Source organism: Patescibacteria group bacterium (assembly GCA_041653535.1).
Lineage (GTDB): Bacteria > Patescibacteriota > Patescibacteriia > JACRDY01 > JACRDY01 > JBAZFH01.
In genome coordinates this window covers 1-19,641 of record JBAZFH010000003.1, presented here as the reverse complement: position 1 = coordinate 19,641, position 19,641 = coordinate 1, and the positions used below count along the sequence as shown (strand labels likewise).

Below are 19,641 nucleotides of genomic sequence, written 5' to 3'. Positions count from 1 at the left end.
AGCGGGTCTTTTTATTATCTATTTTTTTATTTTTTTTCTAATAAACGCTGGTATCTCACCCTCTTCGTCTTCTTCCCATTTTGGCTCATCTATTGTCTTTTTGCCAAATAATCTGGTTTTTTCGCCATCTTCCTCATCTTCTTTTTCATATTCTTCCTCCTCTTTTTTGCGAGCCACAAATTTACTTGGTTTATAGCTGTTTACTTGAGTCAAAGACTCGCTGGATTTCTTATTTTTTTCAAATCCAGTAGCCACAACTGTAATTTTAATATCGTCGCCCAAATCCTCGTTGATAATAGCTCCAAAAATAACCTTGGCGTCAGGATCAGCTGAATTAGTAATAATTTTCGCTGCTTCGCTAACTTCATGCATTGAAAGATTGCTTGACCCGGCAATAGTAAATAATATACCTTTAGCACCCTCTATAGAGAGTTCGAGTAGCGGCGAAGCAATAGCTGATTTAGCCGCTTCAACAGCACGATTTTCGCCTTTGCTCTGACCAATACCCATAAGAGCCGAACCGCTATCTTTCATAATCGCCTTCACGTCAGCAAAGTCAACATTGATAAGACCAGGAACAGTAATTAGCTCGGATATTCCCTGCACACCCTGACGTAAAACATCGTCAACAATATTAAAAGCATCGAGCAGCAAAGTTTTTTTATCAATAATTTGTAAAAGTCGATCGTTAGGAATGGTAATGATGGTATCAACTCTGGCAGCCAGCTCTTCTAATCCTCTTTCTGCTATTGCCCGCCGTTGCGCTCCTTCAAAAGCAAAAGGTTTGGTTACTACGGCAACCGTTAACGCTCCGGTGTCGCGACATATTTCAGCAATCACCGGCGCTGCGCCAGTACCAGTACCTCCGCCAAGCCCGCAAGTAATAAACACCATATCAGCATCGCGCACGGCATCACGAATATCGTTTTGATTCTCTTCTGCTGCTGACCTCCCTAAATCAGGATCCATGCCCGCCCCCAATCCACGAGTGACTGATTTGCCAACATGAATTTTATGCGGTGCTTGACAATAATAAAGAGCCTGCACATCGGTATTGACGGCAATAAACTCCACTCCTTTGATTTTAGCGGCAATCATTCGATTAAGTGCAGAACCGCCAGAACCTCCGACGCCCAACACCTTAATCTTTGCGAAAGTTTCAATATCTGGTTTGACTTCAGCCATAAAATTGCATGAACACTATTATTACTCAATTTATCAACAGTCTTTAAAACTAGTAATATTATATCATAAAAAACTAAAAGAAAAAAACCTAGGGCATTATATCCCTAAACCAACCACGAATTTTCTCCCTAACTTGAGAAACACTGCCACCAAAACGAGAAAAAGAAAACCCTTTTTTTTGTCCTTTTGTCAATTGATCACCCCATGCCACCAAACCAACAGCGGTTAAAAATCCCAGATCTTGGACCTTATCAATAGCGGCAGTCAAATTTTGAGCAAAGCCTAAACAAGCCGGTAATCTCAATTTTCTTTTTGCCACATCCACTATTCCCGGCAGCTTAGCTCCACCGCCGATTAAAACTACACCTGCCGGTAAACTGCCGGAACGATCAACCTTTTTTAACTCAACATCAATTTTTTCAAAAATTTCTTCCACCCTTGCTTCAATAATTTCAGCAACATACTTGCGAGAAGCTATGGCATCGGCTTCATTAAGCGTTGAATCAAAATCAGCTAAATTGATTTCTTCTTTTTTAGTAACATCTTTAGCAAGCGCAGTACCATAATCTATTTTTATTTTTTCCGCAGTATCGATGGAAACCCGTAGCATAATAGCCAAATCCTTAGTAATATCTTCTGATCCGCGCGGTAAAATACTGGTATGAAGCACATTCCCCTCTTCAAAGACGATAATACTGGTGGTTGCCGCGCCGATATTGACCAAAACAACGCCTAAATCTTTTTGACGATTAGTTAACACTGCTTCTGAAGAAGCTAAAATAGATAAGACTAAATCGTCTATATCTAAACCGGTACGATAAACACATTTGGTTAATATTTTAATCTGCGGGGACAATCCTTGAATAATCTGCGAATCAACCTCCAAACGAATTCCACTCATTCCAACCGGATCTTTAATATTAGTTTGACCGTCAATGGTAAAACTTTTGGGAATAACATGTAGTATTTCATAATTAGACGGCGTTGCCACTGTTCTCGCTGCCTCAATAGCTCTATCGACATCATCTTCGCTTATTTCACCATCACTGCGAGAAACCGCTACTACTCCTTTTGATTCCTGACACAAAATATGGCTTCCGGAAATACCAACCCAAGCACTTTCTATTTTTACACCAGCGATTTTTTCGGTTTTCTCCAAACAACGAGAAATACTATTTACCGCCTCCTCAATACTGACTACCGTACCTTTGGTGATGCCTTCTGCCGGCACTTCAGCCGCAGCAATAATATTCAATTTTTGTTCAGGAGATCGCTGACCCACCACCATTCTGACAGCAGACGAGCCTATATCGAGCCCCGCAATGATTTCTTCGTGATTCATAATAATATAAATTTAATTTACAAACCAATTTTTTGTAAAATAGTTTTTTGTTGTTTATCAAAAAATCTTTCATCTTTGACGCTTTTTTCATGATCATAGCCAAATAGATGGACTAATCCATGGATAAGTAATAAGGCAAACTCTTTTTTTATTGAGTTTCCATTTTTTACAGCTTGACGCTTTATCTGGGGATAACAAATAAATATCTCGCCCAAATAGTCTTCAGTTGAACCAACAAAATTTTTATCTAAATATTCAAAGCTTAAAACGTCTGTAATTTTATCTTTTTTGCGATAGGTTTTGTTTAGTTTACGAATCACCGCATCGCCAACTAATACCAAAGAGACACAACGTTCTTTCTTTAAAACCAAAGAACGACTAACCGCTGAAGCAACTTTTTCCACTAATCTTTTATCAATTTTGACTCCGACAACTTTATTGTTAATATCAATGTTAATCATTCTAACCTCCGATTTCTTGCATAATACTGCCCGCCATCATTTCAAAAGTAGTTTTATAATTAACTTCATTCTCTGAATTCGGCTGATAAACTAGGGAATATATTATATTTATTCCAGACTTTTTAGTGTAAATTGCTAAACCGTTCAAACTGGTAATTACCTGATCACCGTTTGGTAAAACTCGCAAAGGAATATTAACCTGCTTATTATCTACATTCTGTCGATACCATTCTTCAAGCGAAGTCTGCCCGTCAATAACCGAAAGATTAATTGTTTCATTATCGGCAGAAGAAAATATTATTCTATCTTCGCGTACTCCGGAAATAGAATAAGTCCATTTGGCGGGATATAAAATAGCAAAGGAAAAACGCTGACTAAAATATTTTTTTATCTGCGAAGAATCGGTAATCTTTTTATTAATTAACATTGGATCATAACCGCCAGCCACTTCTTGACCGTCTAAATAACTATCCAAATCAGTATCGGGCTTATTGGGACTAGTACCATACATAGCTTCCTCTAAATCAGTTAAATTGTCAGCATCAGTGTCTTTGCCGGCGATAAAAACAATCGGCGGCAAAAAATCATCAGTAGTATTCACCGCACTACCAGACTGACTACTAACGCTCGGCGCATTATTAATGTTTTCGTTTGACCGAGACTGCTCCGCATTTATATTAATGTTACTATTCAACTCATTTATGTTAAGATTGGAATTGACTTGTTCTGTTAATCCGCTAAAAACTTCGCCATTAATAATATCTTGGTTCGTGTTTAAAACATTAATATTGGGGCTAATTAAAACGTTTTGTCCGCCGGTATCACTCCAATCAACACTAAAAAATATAGCTCCAATAACAAATAATAAAACAACCACTGCGATGGCAATAATTATCTTTGTTTTACTGCTCATTCCTTGTTTTGACGCAATAAAAAATTTTTCCGGCATTACATGAATGTCTTCTGATTTAATTTTTACTTCCGGCTGTTTTTTTTGCGCGACCTTCAGAACATCACCAGTTATTTTTTTCTTTAAAAAATCAAATATAGCCATAATTTAATAATTACTCCGGTATACTAAACAGTCTGCCCGGACCGTTAGGATCATAGCCACCTTTTACCTCCTGACCGTCTTTATATCCGTCACCATCAGTATCAGAATTTAAAGGATCGGTTTTATAAATATACACCTCTTCTTTATCAAATAAACCGTCTAAATCGGAATCTGCGAGAAAAGAATCAGTGCCTAAAGTTACCTCCTCTTGATCGGTCAATCCATCGGAATCAGAATCTTTTGTTGGTTGGCTGATGTTTTGTGATTGATTTACTTGATCAATCAGACCGGTACCTTGATTAATATTTTTGTTTTCTTCGTTCAAATTGGCGTCCTCTTGATTCAAATTTAATTCCGGCAAAACATTATTAAGGTTATTTTCTCCAAGCGACGACTGATTAGCGCTAAAATACTTGGCATATACCAACCAACCGGCTAAAACCACAAAAACAATAGCTAGAACCACGATCAAAATAACAATAATTTTTTTCATTTTTAAATTAGGTGCTATCGGTATTTCCGTTGATGGCATCATGGAATTAGCCGACGGATCAGGCATTGCTTCCATATTTGACATAATAGGACTAACCGGTCGTTTCACCTGAGGACTAACCGAAGAGTCTACTCCCGAAAAAATGTCTTCGGGCTCTTTGACCGGCTGATTAGAATTTGGCTGTTGATTATTTTTTAGATCGTCGAACATAATAGTAGGTATAATAATTATTTTATTTGACCGTGGTATTACTCTTGGTTGTAACGGTGGTTGTCGTTGTCGAAGGTGCGGATATTTTCAACTCAACATCAAAAAGCTGATAACACTCGTCTCTTTTTGACGCTACTGTAATTTTATCACATAATTTACGATCTTTCTTCACCCAGGCTTGTTTATAGTAAATGAAATTGACACAGGTTTCCGCAAGGTTGTTGTCGGCTATTATCTTGGTTTGGCAAAAAGCAGTTTTAGTGTTTTCATTAATCAACTGACTCAAACAACTAATCTTTTTTTGCTCGTCGGATATCTGCAAACAAAAATCAGCCTTTTTTTGTTTTGCCGCTAAAATATTAAGCACGGCATTTTTACAATAATCTTTACCCGTGGTATCACTTATCGATTCACACAAACCAATATTGTTTTGTTTAAAAGCAAACTCACGATAACAGACATCTTTTTTGTCCCCCAAATCAGCACATTGATTAACTTGGTTCAAAACTATTGCCTGTTCTAACTTAACTTTCTGCAAGCAGTTATCTTTTTTATTATCAGATACAGTATCGCATTTTGCCTGTTTGTTAGCAAAATAGCTGCTGTCTCTTATTATTTTACCGTTTTGAATATTGATTGGCTTTAGTTCAATTTGCACACCTCTCACTTGCGCACCATCGGTTCCATTTTCATCTTTTTGAGCGCAGCCAAAAAAAAGCAATACCGCTAAAAGCAACACTGACGATATTAATATTACTTTCTTATTTTTTATCATACAATCTTAAAGTGTTGATTTTATTATTTCGCTCTCTCCATAATAACCATTTTTCCAAGGACAGAAAAGTAGTTTACCGGCACTAAAGACCACCGGTTTGACAATAGGTGTTTGGAAAGAAATATTATAAGCCTTAAACTCATCGCTTGACTCGGTCGGCATGGTCGATGAACAATATGTCGAATCTAGTGTTATTTCCAAAGTACCTTCGTATTTATTATTCACCGGATTATACTGATAATTATTAAATGTCAGCTGCGGACCGCCATTAAAAGTAACTGCGACAGTTTCATCGGAAATAGCACCGGCAATCGTTTCATATAAACCCTGCAACTGACTGGCGGTAGTAGCGCTATAAGCCCTATTACGACCAGAACTAACCCAATTTAATTCATTTGTTTCTTGTTTACAATAAATACTGTCTCGCGTCAGATCACACTCCTCTAATAAATCATTAGCGGTTCTACAAGTTACTACGCCATCTCCACCGCTAGTACCGCTGACTTTATTCTTACAATTATTATCCCCGCAGATGCAATTACTGGAAGAGAGCCCATTCATATAGGCACGAAGACCCAAATCAGCTGTCAACGCCACGGTAAACATATCTACGCCGATGTTTGGATTTTTTAATACGGTCGCTTCCGCCATAGCATCGTGACTACCGCTAAAATTGCCATCAGTCATAAATACAACCACCTTCTTGTCAAAATCTTTGCCAGAAGAATCCTTGGGATAATCATTAAACATTTTCTGAGCTTCCTGCAGCCCTAAATCCTGATACGTGGAGCTGCCCCGCAGACCACCGACACCAGCAACATAACTATCTATAACGCCATTTAAAGTATTTTGCGATTCTTGCACCGGTAAAAATCCAGGAGTGTCTGGTCCGGACGTCAGAGCATAACTAACCAGCCCAACTTCCACACCAGCGCCCTCATCAATCAACGTGCTAATAGCTGTCTTAAGAGATTCTTTGAGAACGTCTAAACGAGTTTTTGGTGATTCTAATATTTCATTCATACTACCAGATAGATCGGATACAAACACCAAGGCAACCGAGCTACCACCAACCGCGCCAGCATCTTGATAAACTTTCATTGTTATTTTATTTGCGGTACGACAAACCGGAATATTAACCGTGGTATTTACCATGGTGGCGTTTGGTTGCAGTGTAACCAATGATTTTTCTTCCGGAGTAAAAGTAATTGTTGCTTGGCTGCTGTTATCTTTACAGTTCCAAGTACAGCTATTATTGCATACATTAGCCGTGTTTGTATCACCGTCATCACACTTCTCCCAGACACCGTCTTTTCGCTGATCGATTACGCCATTACCGCAACTCTTTTGTACTACACAGCCATAATCTTTATTATCAGTCGTGTCGTCACCACAACAATTAGCAGTGCCGCCAAAGCCGGTCCACCAAGTATTTGCCAAAGCATTGCATTTTGTCTTGCAGTCGTCTGGGTCGGTCCCCCAACAATCAACATCGCAAGCATCGCCGCATTTCGGATTTAATAAATATGGCTTACCGATCATCTGGCAATCACCATCACTGTCTACCTGCAAAGGATTATACACCGACCAACAATTGTCTTGTCCGCCGCAAACAAAATCATTATCAGAATCGTTATTCCCATCGACCGGACAAATCCAATCACAAGAATTGCCTAAATTATCGCCATCAGTATTTGCCTGACCGCAATATTTTTCTTCGTCGGCAGTACCATACCAAGCGCAACATTTCTTTTTGTCGGTAAAAGGACAGCACTGCGGCGCATTCGTCGGACAATCGCTTCCGACATATCCGTTTTTCTCATAAGGACAATTATCGCCAAAATCCGGGACACCGTCTTGATCGGAATCATTGATCGAATAACCGGAAAAATTTTTACAATTATCCGATACAGCATCAAAATAATCTTGATCTTCGTAGTCTGATTCATACACATTAATATCACCGTTTTCTGGTTTTTCCAGATGCACCAAAACCCTACCCTCATTACCGCCATTATTACTGGAATAGAAATAAGTATAAGAATTTTGCGGGCAAGAAAACAGTAACGCCTTATTATCCCAACAAGTCTGACGGTTAAAGTTATAATTAGCGTCATAGCAGCCGTTAAACTGATCAATTGGGTCAACGGGCAAACCACTACCAAGATCGTTACCCAGAGTTGCCTGCCAAGAAGGCCAGGTACTATAGCTTCTTCCAGAAACATAAGAACCGGCATCAAGTGTTGGATATTTGTTATTTTTTTGATAGTAATTATTCAAAATACTGGTCATGGTATGCAAATCAGCCAAACGTTGCGTATTACGAATCAATTTCGCTCTAGGCGCGTCACAATAAGCGGCATTACCACTGACGTCTTTGGCACAAGCGCCTGAATAGACGTTCGGACAATCGGAATCTAGTTCGCAAACGACATTGGTATTATCCTTGCAACGATAGCAATCGAAATCTTTGGAACAAGAAATCGGCTCGGCGAAAGCGTTGGTATCGCAAAAAGCCTTTGGCAACACTGCCTCGTCGCCGCATTCATTATCAACGGTATTACCAACATCTAAGGTCGAACACGATTTACTGTTGTCGTTATTACACCAACCTAAAATTTCACACTTACCGTCCGCGCCACAGTCAGTATCAGCGACACAGGAGGTTTTTTTGTTATTGCTGCAAACAAAAGGTTTTTTAGTTACCAGCCCCGTTCCAGCACGGCACAAATCAGTACCCACACCCTGACCATCTACATTAACATTAAATTTCATATTATTCAGCAACTGCTGAAAAATATTTTTAGTATTAACATTAGAATTCTGGCTTTGGGACAAAATATAAATATTGGTGTACATCGTATTAGTACTACGGCTCCAATTGGCGGCATTAATATAATATGTACTGTCTTTGCTAACCGCCGAATAACCGCCCACTGCTTTAGCCGCAGTAGCGCTGGCATCAAACCTGTCAGAGAACCACTGCGCGGCGGAAATATGCTGCGGGTTAGCTTCAACACTCATAATCAAAGCATCATTTGATCCACCGGTCTCTCCACCACGGCGAAAATTATCACGTGGCAAAAGAATGTGGCGAATTAATCCTTTTTGTGCAGGCAAAACGGGAGTTTGGGTAAATATTGGCGGATACACTAAAGCTGGCAAATCGTCATCAAACCCAGCAGACCCAGCGTCACGACAATAATAAGTACGGAAATTGGTATAATTTTCCGGGTTTTTGAATTGCGAAACTATGGTATTATCCGAATCGCTAAAATTACTAACAGCATCGAATTTACACGGACCGACATATTGATGACCGACTTCGGTATAACAATCGTCATCTTTTTCGCAAGCAAGTAAATTACCAGAAGCAATGGTCGCGCTACAAACCTGTGGCCATGGGTTTTCACAAACAAACACCACCACTCCTGCCTGAGCGGCAAAAGTTTTTCCGGCATCTATAATACTATCCGAGGTAATGGTGGCGGTGGCAATCAGTTGTCCTTCGCCGTTAGTTTTTTGAGACGTAACCCGACTAACATAAGGATAATTATACGGCGCGCCGCAAACCTGACTAGGATATTTCGGGTCGACACAATCAGCATTACCGTGTTCAGGGTTACAAGCCTTATTGGTAACCGAACAATAAGTAGCTACTCCCGCGCTTAAAGTTGCACTGGTATTATTTATTTCCGGTGTCAACGACCAACTCCAGTTCCAAGAATAAAATCCCGGAACCATTTCTATTTCCTGTCCGTTGGCATTAAATGTCGAGGCAACAAAATTTTCTACTTCATCGGTCTGAGTAAAAGATTTGCTGGTCGGACTAAGACGAACATAATTTAAACTACAAATTTCCTCTCCGGTATTAAAAGTCCATTCGTAAACATTTGCTCCGCGCAAAACGGACACACCCAGACTGTCTTTAACCGCTGAGGCAAATTTAACCTTAATCGTTTTATTTGGCGGCAAGGGAGAGGAGAGATTAATTACCATCTTACTATGGGTCAAACCATCGCTGCCCACGCCATTATCGACATATTCAATTCCAGTCACGGAATAATTTACCGTACATTCATTTATTTCCGCAGCATTTGCTTGATGACTAAAAACACCAATCACCCAATCCTTCACCCTCTGATAAGTATTCACCAAATAATGCCACCACCTATTTGCGCCACTATTTACCGCCACGGCACAACCATCAACGGAAACCGAAATATTTTTACTATTAAAAGTAGTAAAATCCATCGGATGATTGCTGTCAAAAAGAACGCTAATAGAAGTATTACGACAAACATTATCTCCATGCGGATAAGAAGAATAAACTACCGGTCGCGTTCGACAGCAACCGCTGGCATCAGCGCCGTATCCGGCGTTATTTAGAGCACAAGCTTCATCTGTCCAACCGCAAACCACCGTCAGATCGGAGGATCCTTTTTTAGTCCCAGACAAATCACACTCGTATTTATTACCGACGGAATTAAGAGGACAATCGCTTGTCTGAATGCAAGCAGTAAATTTAGGATCGCCGGTACAAACACCGCCAGTAAAGGCAGTGATATTAGCCCGACCCTCTCCAACCGATTGTGCTAGCTGATAAGCCTTGCGATTTAATAAATCCGGCGTTGCTTCGCTACTACCGTTATATAAACAATTTGTCGGATTGCAATTATTGACTTCATAATTATTCTGACCGCCATAATAATTTTCCACTATCGATCCAAGGTCACATTCTTCACCGCGGTCGACGATACCGTTTTGGCAAGAGGATTTCCACCAATTGCCAATACGATTTCTATCGTATTTATATCCACCGCTTGAATTTAAAATTACACAAGAAACCTTATCCGCTCCGGCACGCTGACATCCGGCTTCAGCCGACGCCGGATCTTTAGTCTTACCAGCAAAGCTTGGAGTGCCGGAATCGATATCACCATGACCATAAAGACTATTAGCGGAACAACTACCGTTTCTAATAACAGAAAACACGCTTTTATCATCATTCCAACATAATTCACATTCTTCTCCAGTACCTACCTGACCATCACCGCACAAAGACCGTCCATCAACAGAACCGGAACTGACACAATTGTCAGCACAACCGTCTGTGTTGTTATTATTTGGTTCATCAACAACATCACAAGCCTCCCCGCCTTCTAGCCTGCCGTTACCACAAACCGCCAAACCTTGATTTGTATTGCCAGTATTTAAACAAGTATTGGCATTACAACTATTTACTTCGTAATTATTATAAACATGGTTATCTTCTTGATCGGTATAATAATCGGTGATCAATGGACCGTAATCGCAGCTTTCCCAAGACTGAATTACGCCATCGCGGCAAGAACCCGCCGGTCTGCTGGTCGTATTTAATAGACAAGTCGCTGAATTACAATTATTTTCCGTCCAAGCAGGATTACCGATTTTTACCCCGTAATCGCATTGTTCCCAGCTTTCCACCACCCCGTTACCACATAAGCCGAAAACAGAATAGCTACTACCCTCTCGTAAACATTTATTTGAACAACCGTCGCCGGAAACCGGAGGATAAACCCCGTCATCACAATTTTCGCCGCGGTCAATAATACCATTACCGCAACCAACGCTATAACCAATGGTTTGGGCAACTGTCGGTTTTTCCGACTCCCATTTCCAACTATAAAAACTGTTGTTTAGTTTTTGACCAAAAGGACTACAGTCGTCAGACCGACCAAATGCCTGACTAAAATAAGATTGATACGCCGGTATAGCGCTTAAAAAAGCCTTGTTAGGAGTAACCGATACATGATCAACTGAACATAAATTATAGTCATTTTTGGTGCTAAATATCCAGCTATAACTATCCGGAACATTGTCAGCGGCATAATTATCGTAATTTAAACCGATCAATTTTAATCCATCGATGTTTTGTATCGGATCGTTATCGGGACTGCCGAGTATCACGCGATAATAAGTATTTGGCAAAAGTTTTCCGCCGTTATAATCACCCGGGGTAGTGCTGCGAGGATAAAAAGTCAGCTCGGAATTATAAAGACCGTCATCAACGCTTTCACTGTAACGATAATCGATACTTAAATCCGGATCAATATTTTCAATCGGGACCGAAGACATATTTTCTTTCTTACATTCCAGGTCGGCACCGCAAGAAAAAAGCATGACATTTTTAGCATCAACCAAGGTATTTTCTGCCATCGGTACATTAAAAGCAGCACCAACCTGACTATTCACACAAGCCTGTGAACAATCCGGCCATTTAGCAATAACCTTAGGGTCTTCCAGATTAATAAACAAATTAGCTCTTCCTTCTTTGCCGGAAGACAGCTCCTGCGCTCTGATTAAAACCGGATCACCGGCTATTTGATAACCACCGGTTTTATACCAAGACCAGGTATTATTAGATAAACCCTTACAATAAAGCTGACATTCTTCCGAAGAATTTGTGATTACGCCTTTTTGCGCAACAACAATAACGTCGGAGCGAGTCTGCAACCCAGAAAGTAATTCACTATAATCACCAGGCGTATCGCATTCCGTATCAGCCGGATAATCAACTTTATTATCACCGTCATTTTCTAGGCTATCCGAACATTGTGGAGCAATATCACAATCGCAAGAATAAGTGTTTCCACCAGTAGGCTTGATTGCTTCGGCATGACGCAGATTGCCAAAATAAGCAACTAATTGCTCGCCCGCCTCTTCTGATCGATCATAGGAAGAAACGCATTTATAATCACAATCAACGCTGTCAACGGTACAGCCGGCTTTATAATCTTTTTTTCCGTCATTGTCATTATCGCGACTATCGCTACAGCCATTACTTGGTATCTGGTACAAAGCGGCTTTATTGGTATTCGCACCGTCCGCTTCAGTAGCCTTCCAGGACCACTGATAGTCATAAGTATCAATCAAATTACATGGATTATTTTCCGCCGAAGCCTGGGCAGTGTGATAGACCGGATTACGCGGGAAAGCAGGATTATCCCAGTTTAAATAAAGCTTTGCCAAACGATTAGCAGTATAAGAAACCGGCACCACTGTCGGGCAGCCAATTTTACATTTAGCGCTGTCAACGCGAGTTTTAAACTGCCAGATATAATCCGCCAATAACTGATATCCTCCTTGTGCGGTGGCGGAATGAAAACCGGTTGTGCCCGGCAAAGCATCCCCCTTGCGTAAAGCCATGCGATACCAGCTGTCCGGCTGCAAGCCAACTCCGGCAAAATTAACAATAAAACCGTCGTTGAAAGTAATTAAATTATCAGCCGTAATATTAATTTTTTGATTACAGTTGGTATTGCCGCCGTTAATACAAGCGCAGTTTGCCGTTGGACTGCAAACACACGGATCATGATCGTCTTTACCGTCGCCATTAACGTCGGTCTGATATCCGCATTTTTCAAAATTATAATTATTAACATCTTCGAGATCATCCGGGTTCATATCCATATTAAATCGAGCAGTAATAACCGAATTGGGACAAGCTAGATCAAAACCGCGATTAATATCCCATCGAGGAGTCCAAGGACTGGGGCTGGGGGTATTTGCTCCCTCCGGACAAGTTTCATCGCGATTACATTCTTCAACTACTTTCGGATAGCGGGGAATCTCTCCGGTAGAAAAAGCCCAAGCGTAAGAAGAAAGCACGCCGATCCCCACACAAGTACCTTTGGTTTGACAAACGCCTGAAGGACAACACTGGTCGATAACGCCACAGGATGTATCGCTCCATTCCCAATAATAATTCCCCGTGGCAACACTTTTATTACAAACCCAACAATTGGTCTTTGGTGAAACGCCGAGTTCCTGATCTTGGTCACACTCGCCAGCCGTCGGCTTACCAGTACAATCATCATCCGCGCGGCAAGAACCGACGGAGAAATTCAAAGGATTACTGGATTTACCCTGTGCACTAACTAACACCACCGGACCGGTTTTAGTATTTTTCGGCACCTGAACTTTTACCACTTCGCTCCAAGAAATAATCGGCGCGGTCACTGTTGCTTGCCAAAAATTAACACTGCCGTTCTGTGACCCCATGCTGTCGCCGAAAACATAAACAGGGGTTGCTTCCGGACCGTTATCTGGTTTGAGCAAACAAATTCCCGGAGTGGGTGTATCGGTATTAATGATAAAATCAGCTGCTGCCGAAGAAGCATTGTCGGAAGAACGACTAATAACGATAAAATAATCACCAAGTAATGCACTGCCGGTATCTGGCACTTTTACTATTACTTGATTATTATTCCAAATTTTATCCTGACACTGCTGAGGGAAGTTTAAATCAGCTGGAAATTTTTTACTGGTATCGTTTTTATTTATAAACTCTACTACACCGGCTCTGCCAAAATTTTGACCGGTAATAGTAACATATTGACCAAAACCACCGCTTTTTGGCTGCACATCTGAAATAATCGGATTAGCTAAAGGACTTGATTTTACTAAAAATTCAAAAGGATTGCTCTTTATATCGCCGCGTTCGATAGTAACCGTCGGACGCCCGCTTTGAATATTAGGCACGCGCGCTTCTGCTTCTTTGCCGGTATCTGCCCAAGAATTAATCACCGCGCTGTATTTGCCACCGAATTTTACCAGAGCGCTACCTTGAGTAGTACCAAAGTTGATTCCGTAAATTTTAAACAAAGCATCCGCCGCTCCTTGCGCCGGGTTCAATTTACAAATTCCGGGATAATCATAACAATTACCGTTGCTAGTGGTACAAACATCAAAATCAAGCAACTGAGAACCGTGATTATCATTAGTAGCATCTTCTTTATTCTCAGTGGTAATAATTTTTATCGGACCGCTGACAGCGCCGTCTGGCAACACTACAATCACCTGAGTATCTGTCCAGCAACTTTCGTCATCGCACTGGTTGTTAATCTGCGACGGCTTAATACCGATCTTATCATCAGCCTCTCCTGCCCCGCCCAAAAACACCACCTGTCCCGACGTCTTACCAAAAAACCTTCCTCTAATAGTAACAAAATTTCCTTTTGGCGCTCTACCTGGCTCTACTGTCTGAATTTCCGGCCAACCTTCGCATTTGCAATCAGCCGGCGCGCAATAATTAGTCCAACAAACGTCGTTGGTCGGAGTTTTACAAGTGGTAGTATCCTTATCAGCCGCATCGCAATCGGCACCAACACAAGCACCGCATTCGGTTCCGCCGCAATCAATTTCAAACTCGTTTTTTTCCGGCGAAGAAGAAAAAGTGTCTTTCTGATTATTAAAACAATGCCAAGCGCGAACAATCGCTTCTCGCTCCGCCGAAACTCCGGCAGGATTATCGTCGGTATCACTTGCTTTAGCCAATAACGTATGTTTTAACCCCAAACCATCCGGAGTTTGCCAAGTATAAACATACGGTTCACTAGTTAACGTTGCTACCGGCGTATTCATGTCGTCTATATAAAGTTGAACATCGGAAATTTCGTAATTATCCTTGGCAGAAATCCTGACTTCGACCGCATAATTTTCCGGCACATACCTGCCTTGTGATGGTTCCAGAGAAGTAATACTAACCTTCGGTGACTCCTCATCCATCACATCATTTATTTTGAATTTTCTCGTGCAATGATCAATAACCACACCGCATTGGTTTGACTTACCCTTTATGGCATCTTGAATCGATCCCTGCCTGACATTAACCTGATATAAACCCCAGGGGCTAAAACATTTTTTACATTTTTTATCAGAAGTTTCACTGCAAGCAGCGTCACACAAATCGTTAGGACGAAATTCCACCACTGTTTTATCACCGGATTTAAACTGTATTGTTCCGGCAACCGCTAGTGGCGAAGAATAAGTAGTGGTCACTTCCTTGGTCGTTGGATCAATTTCGCCGATTTTAGAGATAGTGATATCGCCATCGTCCAAATCTATAGAATCAAAATTAACTTGTTTATTAAAATAAATTCTAACGACAGTATCTTTTGGTCCAACGGCATTTTCTCTTGGTTTAATGTCGGTAACCCAAAAATCATCAGTCCGACCGCAACCAGCGATACTGCTGTCGTAAGTCCAAGAAGACGATTGACAAACCCAGCAGCCATTGACTTCGCCGGAATTTTCCGTCGAACAAGTTTTATCCGGTTCCGTTCCTGTACCGGTAGCTTCTAAAAGTTTGGAAACAACAAAACTGACAATGGCAAAAGCTAAAACAATAATCAACAAACCGATTACGCCTTCAATTAAAATTCTTTTTGCTTTTTCTATTTTTTCCGCTTCGCCGGCCGACGTCATCCACAAAAAACCGGCATATAAACAAATACCGACGGCAATAATACCCAAAAATCCTAAAGCATAACGGATAATATTGGCTACCGTCACTCGAATATCAGCTGTCGGAAGATTGACTACCTGCCCTACCTGGTTCAAACCAAAATCATTACTGTTAGCCGCATTGATCGAATTAATCCAAAACAAACTCACTAGCAACGCCAAAACGATGCTGGCGGTAAATATTATCTTTTTATACCTTTCTGTCTTTTTCATTTTTATTAAAATTATATTACCAGCTATTATGGCGTTGCCGATGCTGAAGCCGGCCATTCAATCCATAAAGGCTTGGGACACTCATCACTTTCGCCGTCAGCCGTATTATACAAAATGTCGTTACAGCAAGAAGGTGTGTTTTTATCGGCTGACTGATAAGGATAATTACAACCGCCACTCACTTCCGTACTGGCGCCGGCCGGATAATAACAGTTTTGATAAATATCTTTTATCCCAGCGGAAAGATGCAAAGAGTAATCATAACGACTTTCCCCGATTTTGCTTTCCAAAAAATCATCGTGATCAATCAATACCTGACTCTGGTTATCAGGAACACTGTCAGAATCAGAAGCGTTGTCTAAATTACTAAAGCCAACCCAAAACGGCAGATTTTCGTTTAAAATACTACCGTTAAAAGTCACCTTATTATTTGTCGCAATGGCAATATTGGAAGAATTAAGACTACGACCCATTAACAACCGTTGAAAAACAACCGACACTCTTTTATCCGGGGCAACGTCACTAAACAAAATACCCGGATCGATATTGGTAATATACGGAGGATCAAGAATGATTTTGTTGTTAGTTTTAAAATACCAAAAATAATTATCTTCTACCGGTCCGATAGTGCAATCACAACCGTTCACTTTTGGCGCGACAAAAACGCAAGACTTTATTTCACAAACACCCCCCTCCAAACCGTTGCCGTTAAAAGAATTTGCCGCCAAATCGGTTACGCCGTCGTAACTGCCGTCGTAAGCAGCGGTTGGCGGATTAGGTGAAAGGGTGGCTGATTTGATATTAACTTCAATCTCACTATCTTGCGGCAAACAATAAACATCGTCACCGCAAGAATTGGTGCCGCAAAGACCTTCCGGCTCCGTCGTAAACTCTACCGTGCGATATTGATTGGATAAAGTATATGTTCCGCCCAAAGGTACGGTAGAAGTAATATTACCGCTGTTATCACGCACAACCCTGGAAACGACAATATCTCTGAAACTCTCTGTTGTTAGCTGATTGTTTTCCACTTTGGCTAAACCCGAAACAGTCAAAGGATTTACCGCTTCATTAAAATTCATTTGAATCACCACGTTTCGCGCTTCGGTTTTGTTGGGAGTAGGATAAACGCTCTCAATTTTCGGCGCGGTAATATCTAAAAAAGGTCCGACTTCAAAACTCCATTCATAATAACTATCGGCGCCGCTAGCACTAAAAGCACGTTCGCCGTTAGCTTTGCTAATACTGTTAGACAAATTGACACTATAATAATAACGATCATTAGCCGTACCTAACGGTTCAGTAGGAACAAATAAAACCGTTTTACTATCACTGCTTGGACGAAAATAAACATTTTTATCGGCATTATCACCGATACCCAAAGCATTCTCCGGACCAAGCGGTAACTCTTTGTTTTTATTAGCTTCAATACTGGACGGTAAATAAATCTTAACCGCATTATAATCAAGCAGGTATTCCCACCATTCTTTATAATCCGCTCCGGTTTGACCGTTGTTTTGCTTAATACAACTTTCAGCATCGAGATTCGGACAATCATTGTCAGCAACACCAGTCACCTTATTTTTATTGGGATTACCCTTGATAAAAGTAGACAGATCCATTCTTTCCTTAAAAGTGACAATAATCATTGTGTTTCGAGGAATACAACCCTCGATTGACGGCGGTTGCTGCGTGCAATGAGCCCCACGCGGCGGATAATGACTTTCGATAATGCCGTTGCCTAAAGCACCACGACCATAAGTAAACGGCACACTAGGCGATCCAAATTGATAATTCTTCGCCGAATTAGTTAAGCCGTTAATAACAAAACTAACGATAGCGAAGGCAAGCAAAATAACAGCTAAACCAATAGCCCAGTTTCGCATCGTGGCTTTTGCTTGATTTATTTTTTCTTCCTCCCCGCCGGAAGTCATCCAGATAAATCCGGCGTAAATCAGCATCGCCACAGAAACAAGACCTACCAGCCCTAGAGAAACCTGAATTATTCTCGCCACAATCAAACGAATATCAGTGGTCGGCAAAACCGTATTCTCCGCAATAACATTCAGACCAAGCGAATCAGCGCTTATCGGCTGTTGTTGCGCCAAAATAACCTTTGGCAACAAACAAAAAATTGCCAGCGCAAAAATAAGGCTGGCAACTTTTAAAGCTTTTTTTTGTTTTATGCCCTTCATGGCGTTTAACCATTATGATTCGCTTAGATTTTACCCCTTGGCTTCTAAGACGTATAAAATTTTGTAATGAAGGACTGCTTATGCACCCATTTCTTCTTTTACAATACTGCTGACCACTTTACCGTCAGCCGCTCCAGATGTTTGCGCCATTACTTCTTTCATCACCGCTCCAAAATTATTAGCAGAAGAATTAGCAACGACTTTTTTGACTATTTCTCTTATTTGTTCTTCCGACATTTGCTCGGGAAGATATTTTTCAATAATTTTTAGTTCTTGTTCTTCTTTACTAGCTAAATCTTCTCGATTTGCCTTTCGATACTCAGCGATAGATTCATTGCGTTGCTTAACCTGGATTTTGAGAATTTGCAACGCTACCTCGTCGTTCATCTCCTTACCTACCATCGACGGATCTTTAGCTTTTTTTTGGATTTCCGACTTTAACAAACGCAAAGTAGACACCACGGATTCGTTGCGGGCTTTTTGAGCTTCGAGAAAGTCTTTTTCTATTGTTTCTATTAAAGACACAGACTAAAAAATTTATTTTCTCACAAATTCGTCTTTGAGTTGACCAATCTTTTTGAGATATTCTCTCTTGGACTGTAACTCTAAACGACGCAAAGCGCTCTTTTGCTGAGCGTTTTTGTTTTTATCCTTACGATGGAATTGAATCTTTTTAGCCTGCAAGACTTTGCCGCTTTGAATCAATCGACGGTTAAAACGTCGTAATAATGACTCAAAAGATTCATTCTTTTTTTTCTTAACTTCTGCCACAATACACCTTCCTTTCTATTTTTAAATAATTATTAACAAATACCTTCTAACTGACTAAATAATAACACTAAAAATACCAAAAGTCAAAACACTTAAATCTGACTGATAATCTTGCCGCCACCGAGCAAATGAACGTGTAAATGCTCGATTATCTGACCCCCATCCTTACCAGTGTTTATTACTGTTTTATAACCACTTTCAGCAATCCTAAGCTCCTGTGCCAAAGCCTTTACCCGATAAAAAATATTTGCCAAAAGTTCTTTGTCCCCAGAGTCTATTTGTGCCAAAGAAACAATGTGCTTTTTTGGCACCACTAAAACATGAACAGGAGCCGACGGCTTAATATCACGAAAAGCCATGATCGTTGCATCTTCGTAAAGCATTTCGGTTGGTATTTCTTTATTGGCTATTTGACAAAAAATACACATATGTTTATTTTTCCTTCAATCTTTTCTTGACTTCAGGGATTATTTTATCCAGATCAACGTTTTCCTGCACGCCACCTTCCATGTCACGTAACAGCACTGTTCCTTCGAGAACTTCCTTTTGACCTAAAATTAAAACATATTTAACGCCGAGCTTATCGGCTATTTCCAGTTGACCTTTTAGACTGTCTTTCGCAAGCATCTGATAAATGGCATTTTTTCTTTACGAA

General features: G+C 40.6%; 12 protein-coding genes. All 12 read right to left on the bottom strand.

All coding sequences use genetic code 11. The features are described from left to right. Window positions 1-18: 18 nt before the first annotated feature. The 12 genes from ftsZ to WC310_03555 all read right to left on the bottom strand — a co-directional run bounded on the left by ftsZ (window position 19) and on the right by WC310_03555 (window position 19,613). Entirely contained in the window at window positions 19-1,185 is a 1,167-nt protein-coding gene (gene ftsZ, locus WC310_03610; GenBank protein ID MFA5358878.1) for a cell division protein FtsZ, read from the bottom strand. Between the two features lie 88 nt (window positions 1,186-1,273). Next, a complete protein-coding gene (gene ftsA / locus WC310_03605) occupies window positions 1,274-2,527 on the bottom strand; it encodes a cell division protein FtsA (protein ID MFA5358877.1) in 1,254 nt (417 codons plus the stop codon). Between the two features lie 17 nt (window positions 2,528-2,544). Next, window positions 2,545-2,988 carry an rRNA maturation RNase YbeY gene (ybeY, locus tag WC310_03600; GenBank protein MFA5358876.1) on the bottom strand — a complete coding sequence of 148 codons (444 nt, stop codon included), beginning with the start codon at window positions 2,986-2,988 and terminating at the stop codon, window positions 2,545-2,547. Between the two features lies 1 nt (window position 2,989). Beyond that, window positions 2,990-4,042 carry a hypothetical protein gene (locus tag WC310_03595; GenBank protein ID MFA5358875.1) on the bottom strand — a complete coding sequence of 351 codons (1,053 nt, stop codon included), beginning with the start codon at window positions 4,040-4,042 and terminating at the stop codon, window positions 2,990-2,992. A gap of 10 nt (window positions 4,043-4,052) precedes the next feature. Beyond that, a complete protein-coding gene (locus WC310_03590; protein ID MFA5358874.1) occupies window positions 4,053-4,745 on the bottom strand; it encodes a hypothetical protein in 693 nt (230 codons plus the stop codon). Between the two features lie 22 nt (window positions 4,746-4,767). Beyond that, window positions 4,768-5,520: a hypothetical protein gene (locus WC310_03585; GenBank protein MFA5358873.1), complete on the bottom strand. Its 753-nt coding sequence runs from the start codon at window positions 5,518-5,520 to the stop codon at window positions 4,768-4,770. 6 nt (window positions 5,521-5,526) lie between these two features. Further along, entirely contained in the window at window positions 5,527-16,020 is a 10,494-nt protein-coding gene (locus WC310_03580) for an Ig-like domain-containing protein (GenBank protein MFA5358872.1), read from the bottom strand. A gap of 26 nt (window positions 16,021-16,046) precedes the next feature. Then, window positions 16,047-18,215 carry a hypothetical protein gene (locus WC310_03575; GenBank protein ID MFA5358871.1) on the bottom strand — a complete coding sequence of 723 codons (2,169 nt, stop codon included), beginning with the start codon at window positions 18,213-18,215 and terminating at the stop codon, window positions 16,047-16,049. Window positions 18,216-18,293: 78 nt separating this feature from the next. Further along, complete coding sequence (locus WC310_03570) at window positions 18,294-18,740, bottom strand: GatB/YqeY domain-containing protein (protein ID MFA5358870.1); 447 nt, start codon at window positions 18,738-18,740, stop codon at window positions 18,294-18,296. A 12-nt stretch (window positions 18,741-18,752) separates the two neighbouring features. Beyond that, window positions 18,753-18,986: a 30S ribosomal protein S21 gene (locus WC310_03565; protein MFA5358869.1), complete on the bottom strand. Its 234-nt coding sequence runs from the start codon at window positions 18,984-18,986 to the stop codon at window positions 18,753-18,755. A 92-nt stretch (window positions 18,987-19,078) separates the two neighbouring features. After that, window positions 19,079-19,414: a histidine triad nucleotide-binding protein gene (locus WC310_03560; GenBank protein ID MFA5358868.1), complete on the bottom strand. Its 336-nt coding sequence runs from the start codon at window positions 19,412-19,414 to the stop codon at window positions 19,079-19,081. 4 nt (window positions 19,415-19,418) lie between these two features. Beyond that, window positions 19,419-19,613 carry a His/Gly/Thr/Pro-type tRNA ligase C-terminal domain-containing protein gene (locus WC310_03555; GenBank protein ID MFA5358867.1) on the bottom strand — a complete coding sequence of 65 codons (195 nt, stop codon included), beginning with the start codon at window positions 19,611-19,613 and terminating at the stop codon, window positions 19,419-19,421. Window positions 19,614-19,641 lie beyond the last annotated feature (28 nt).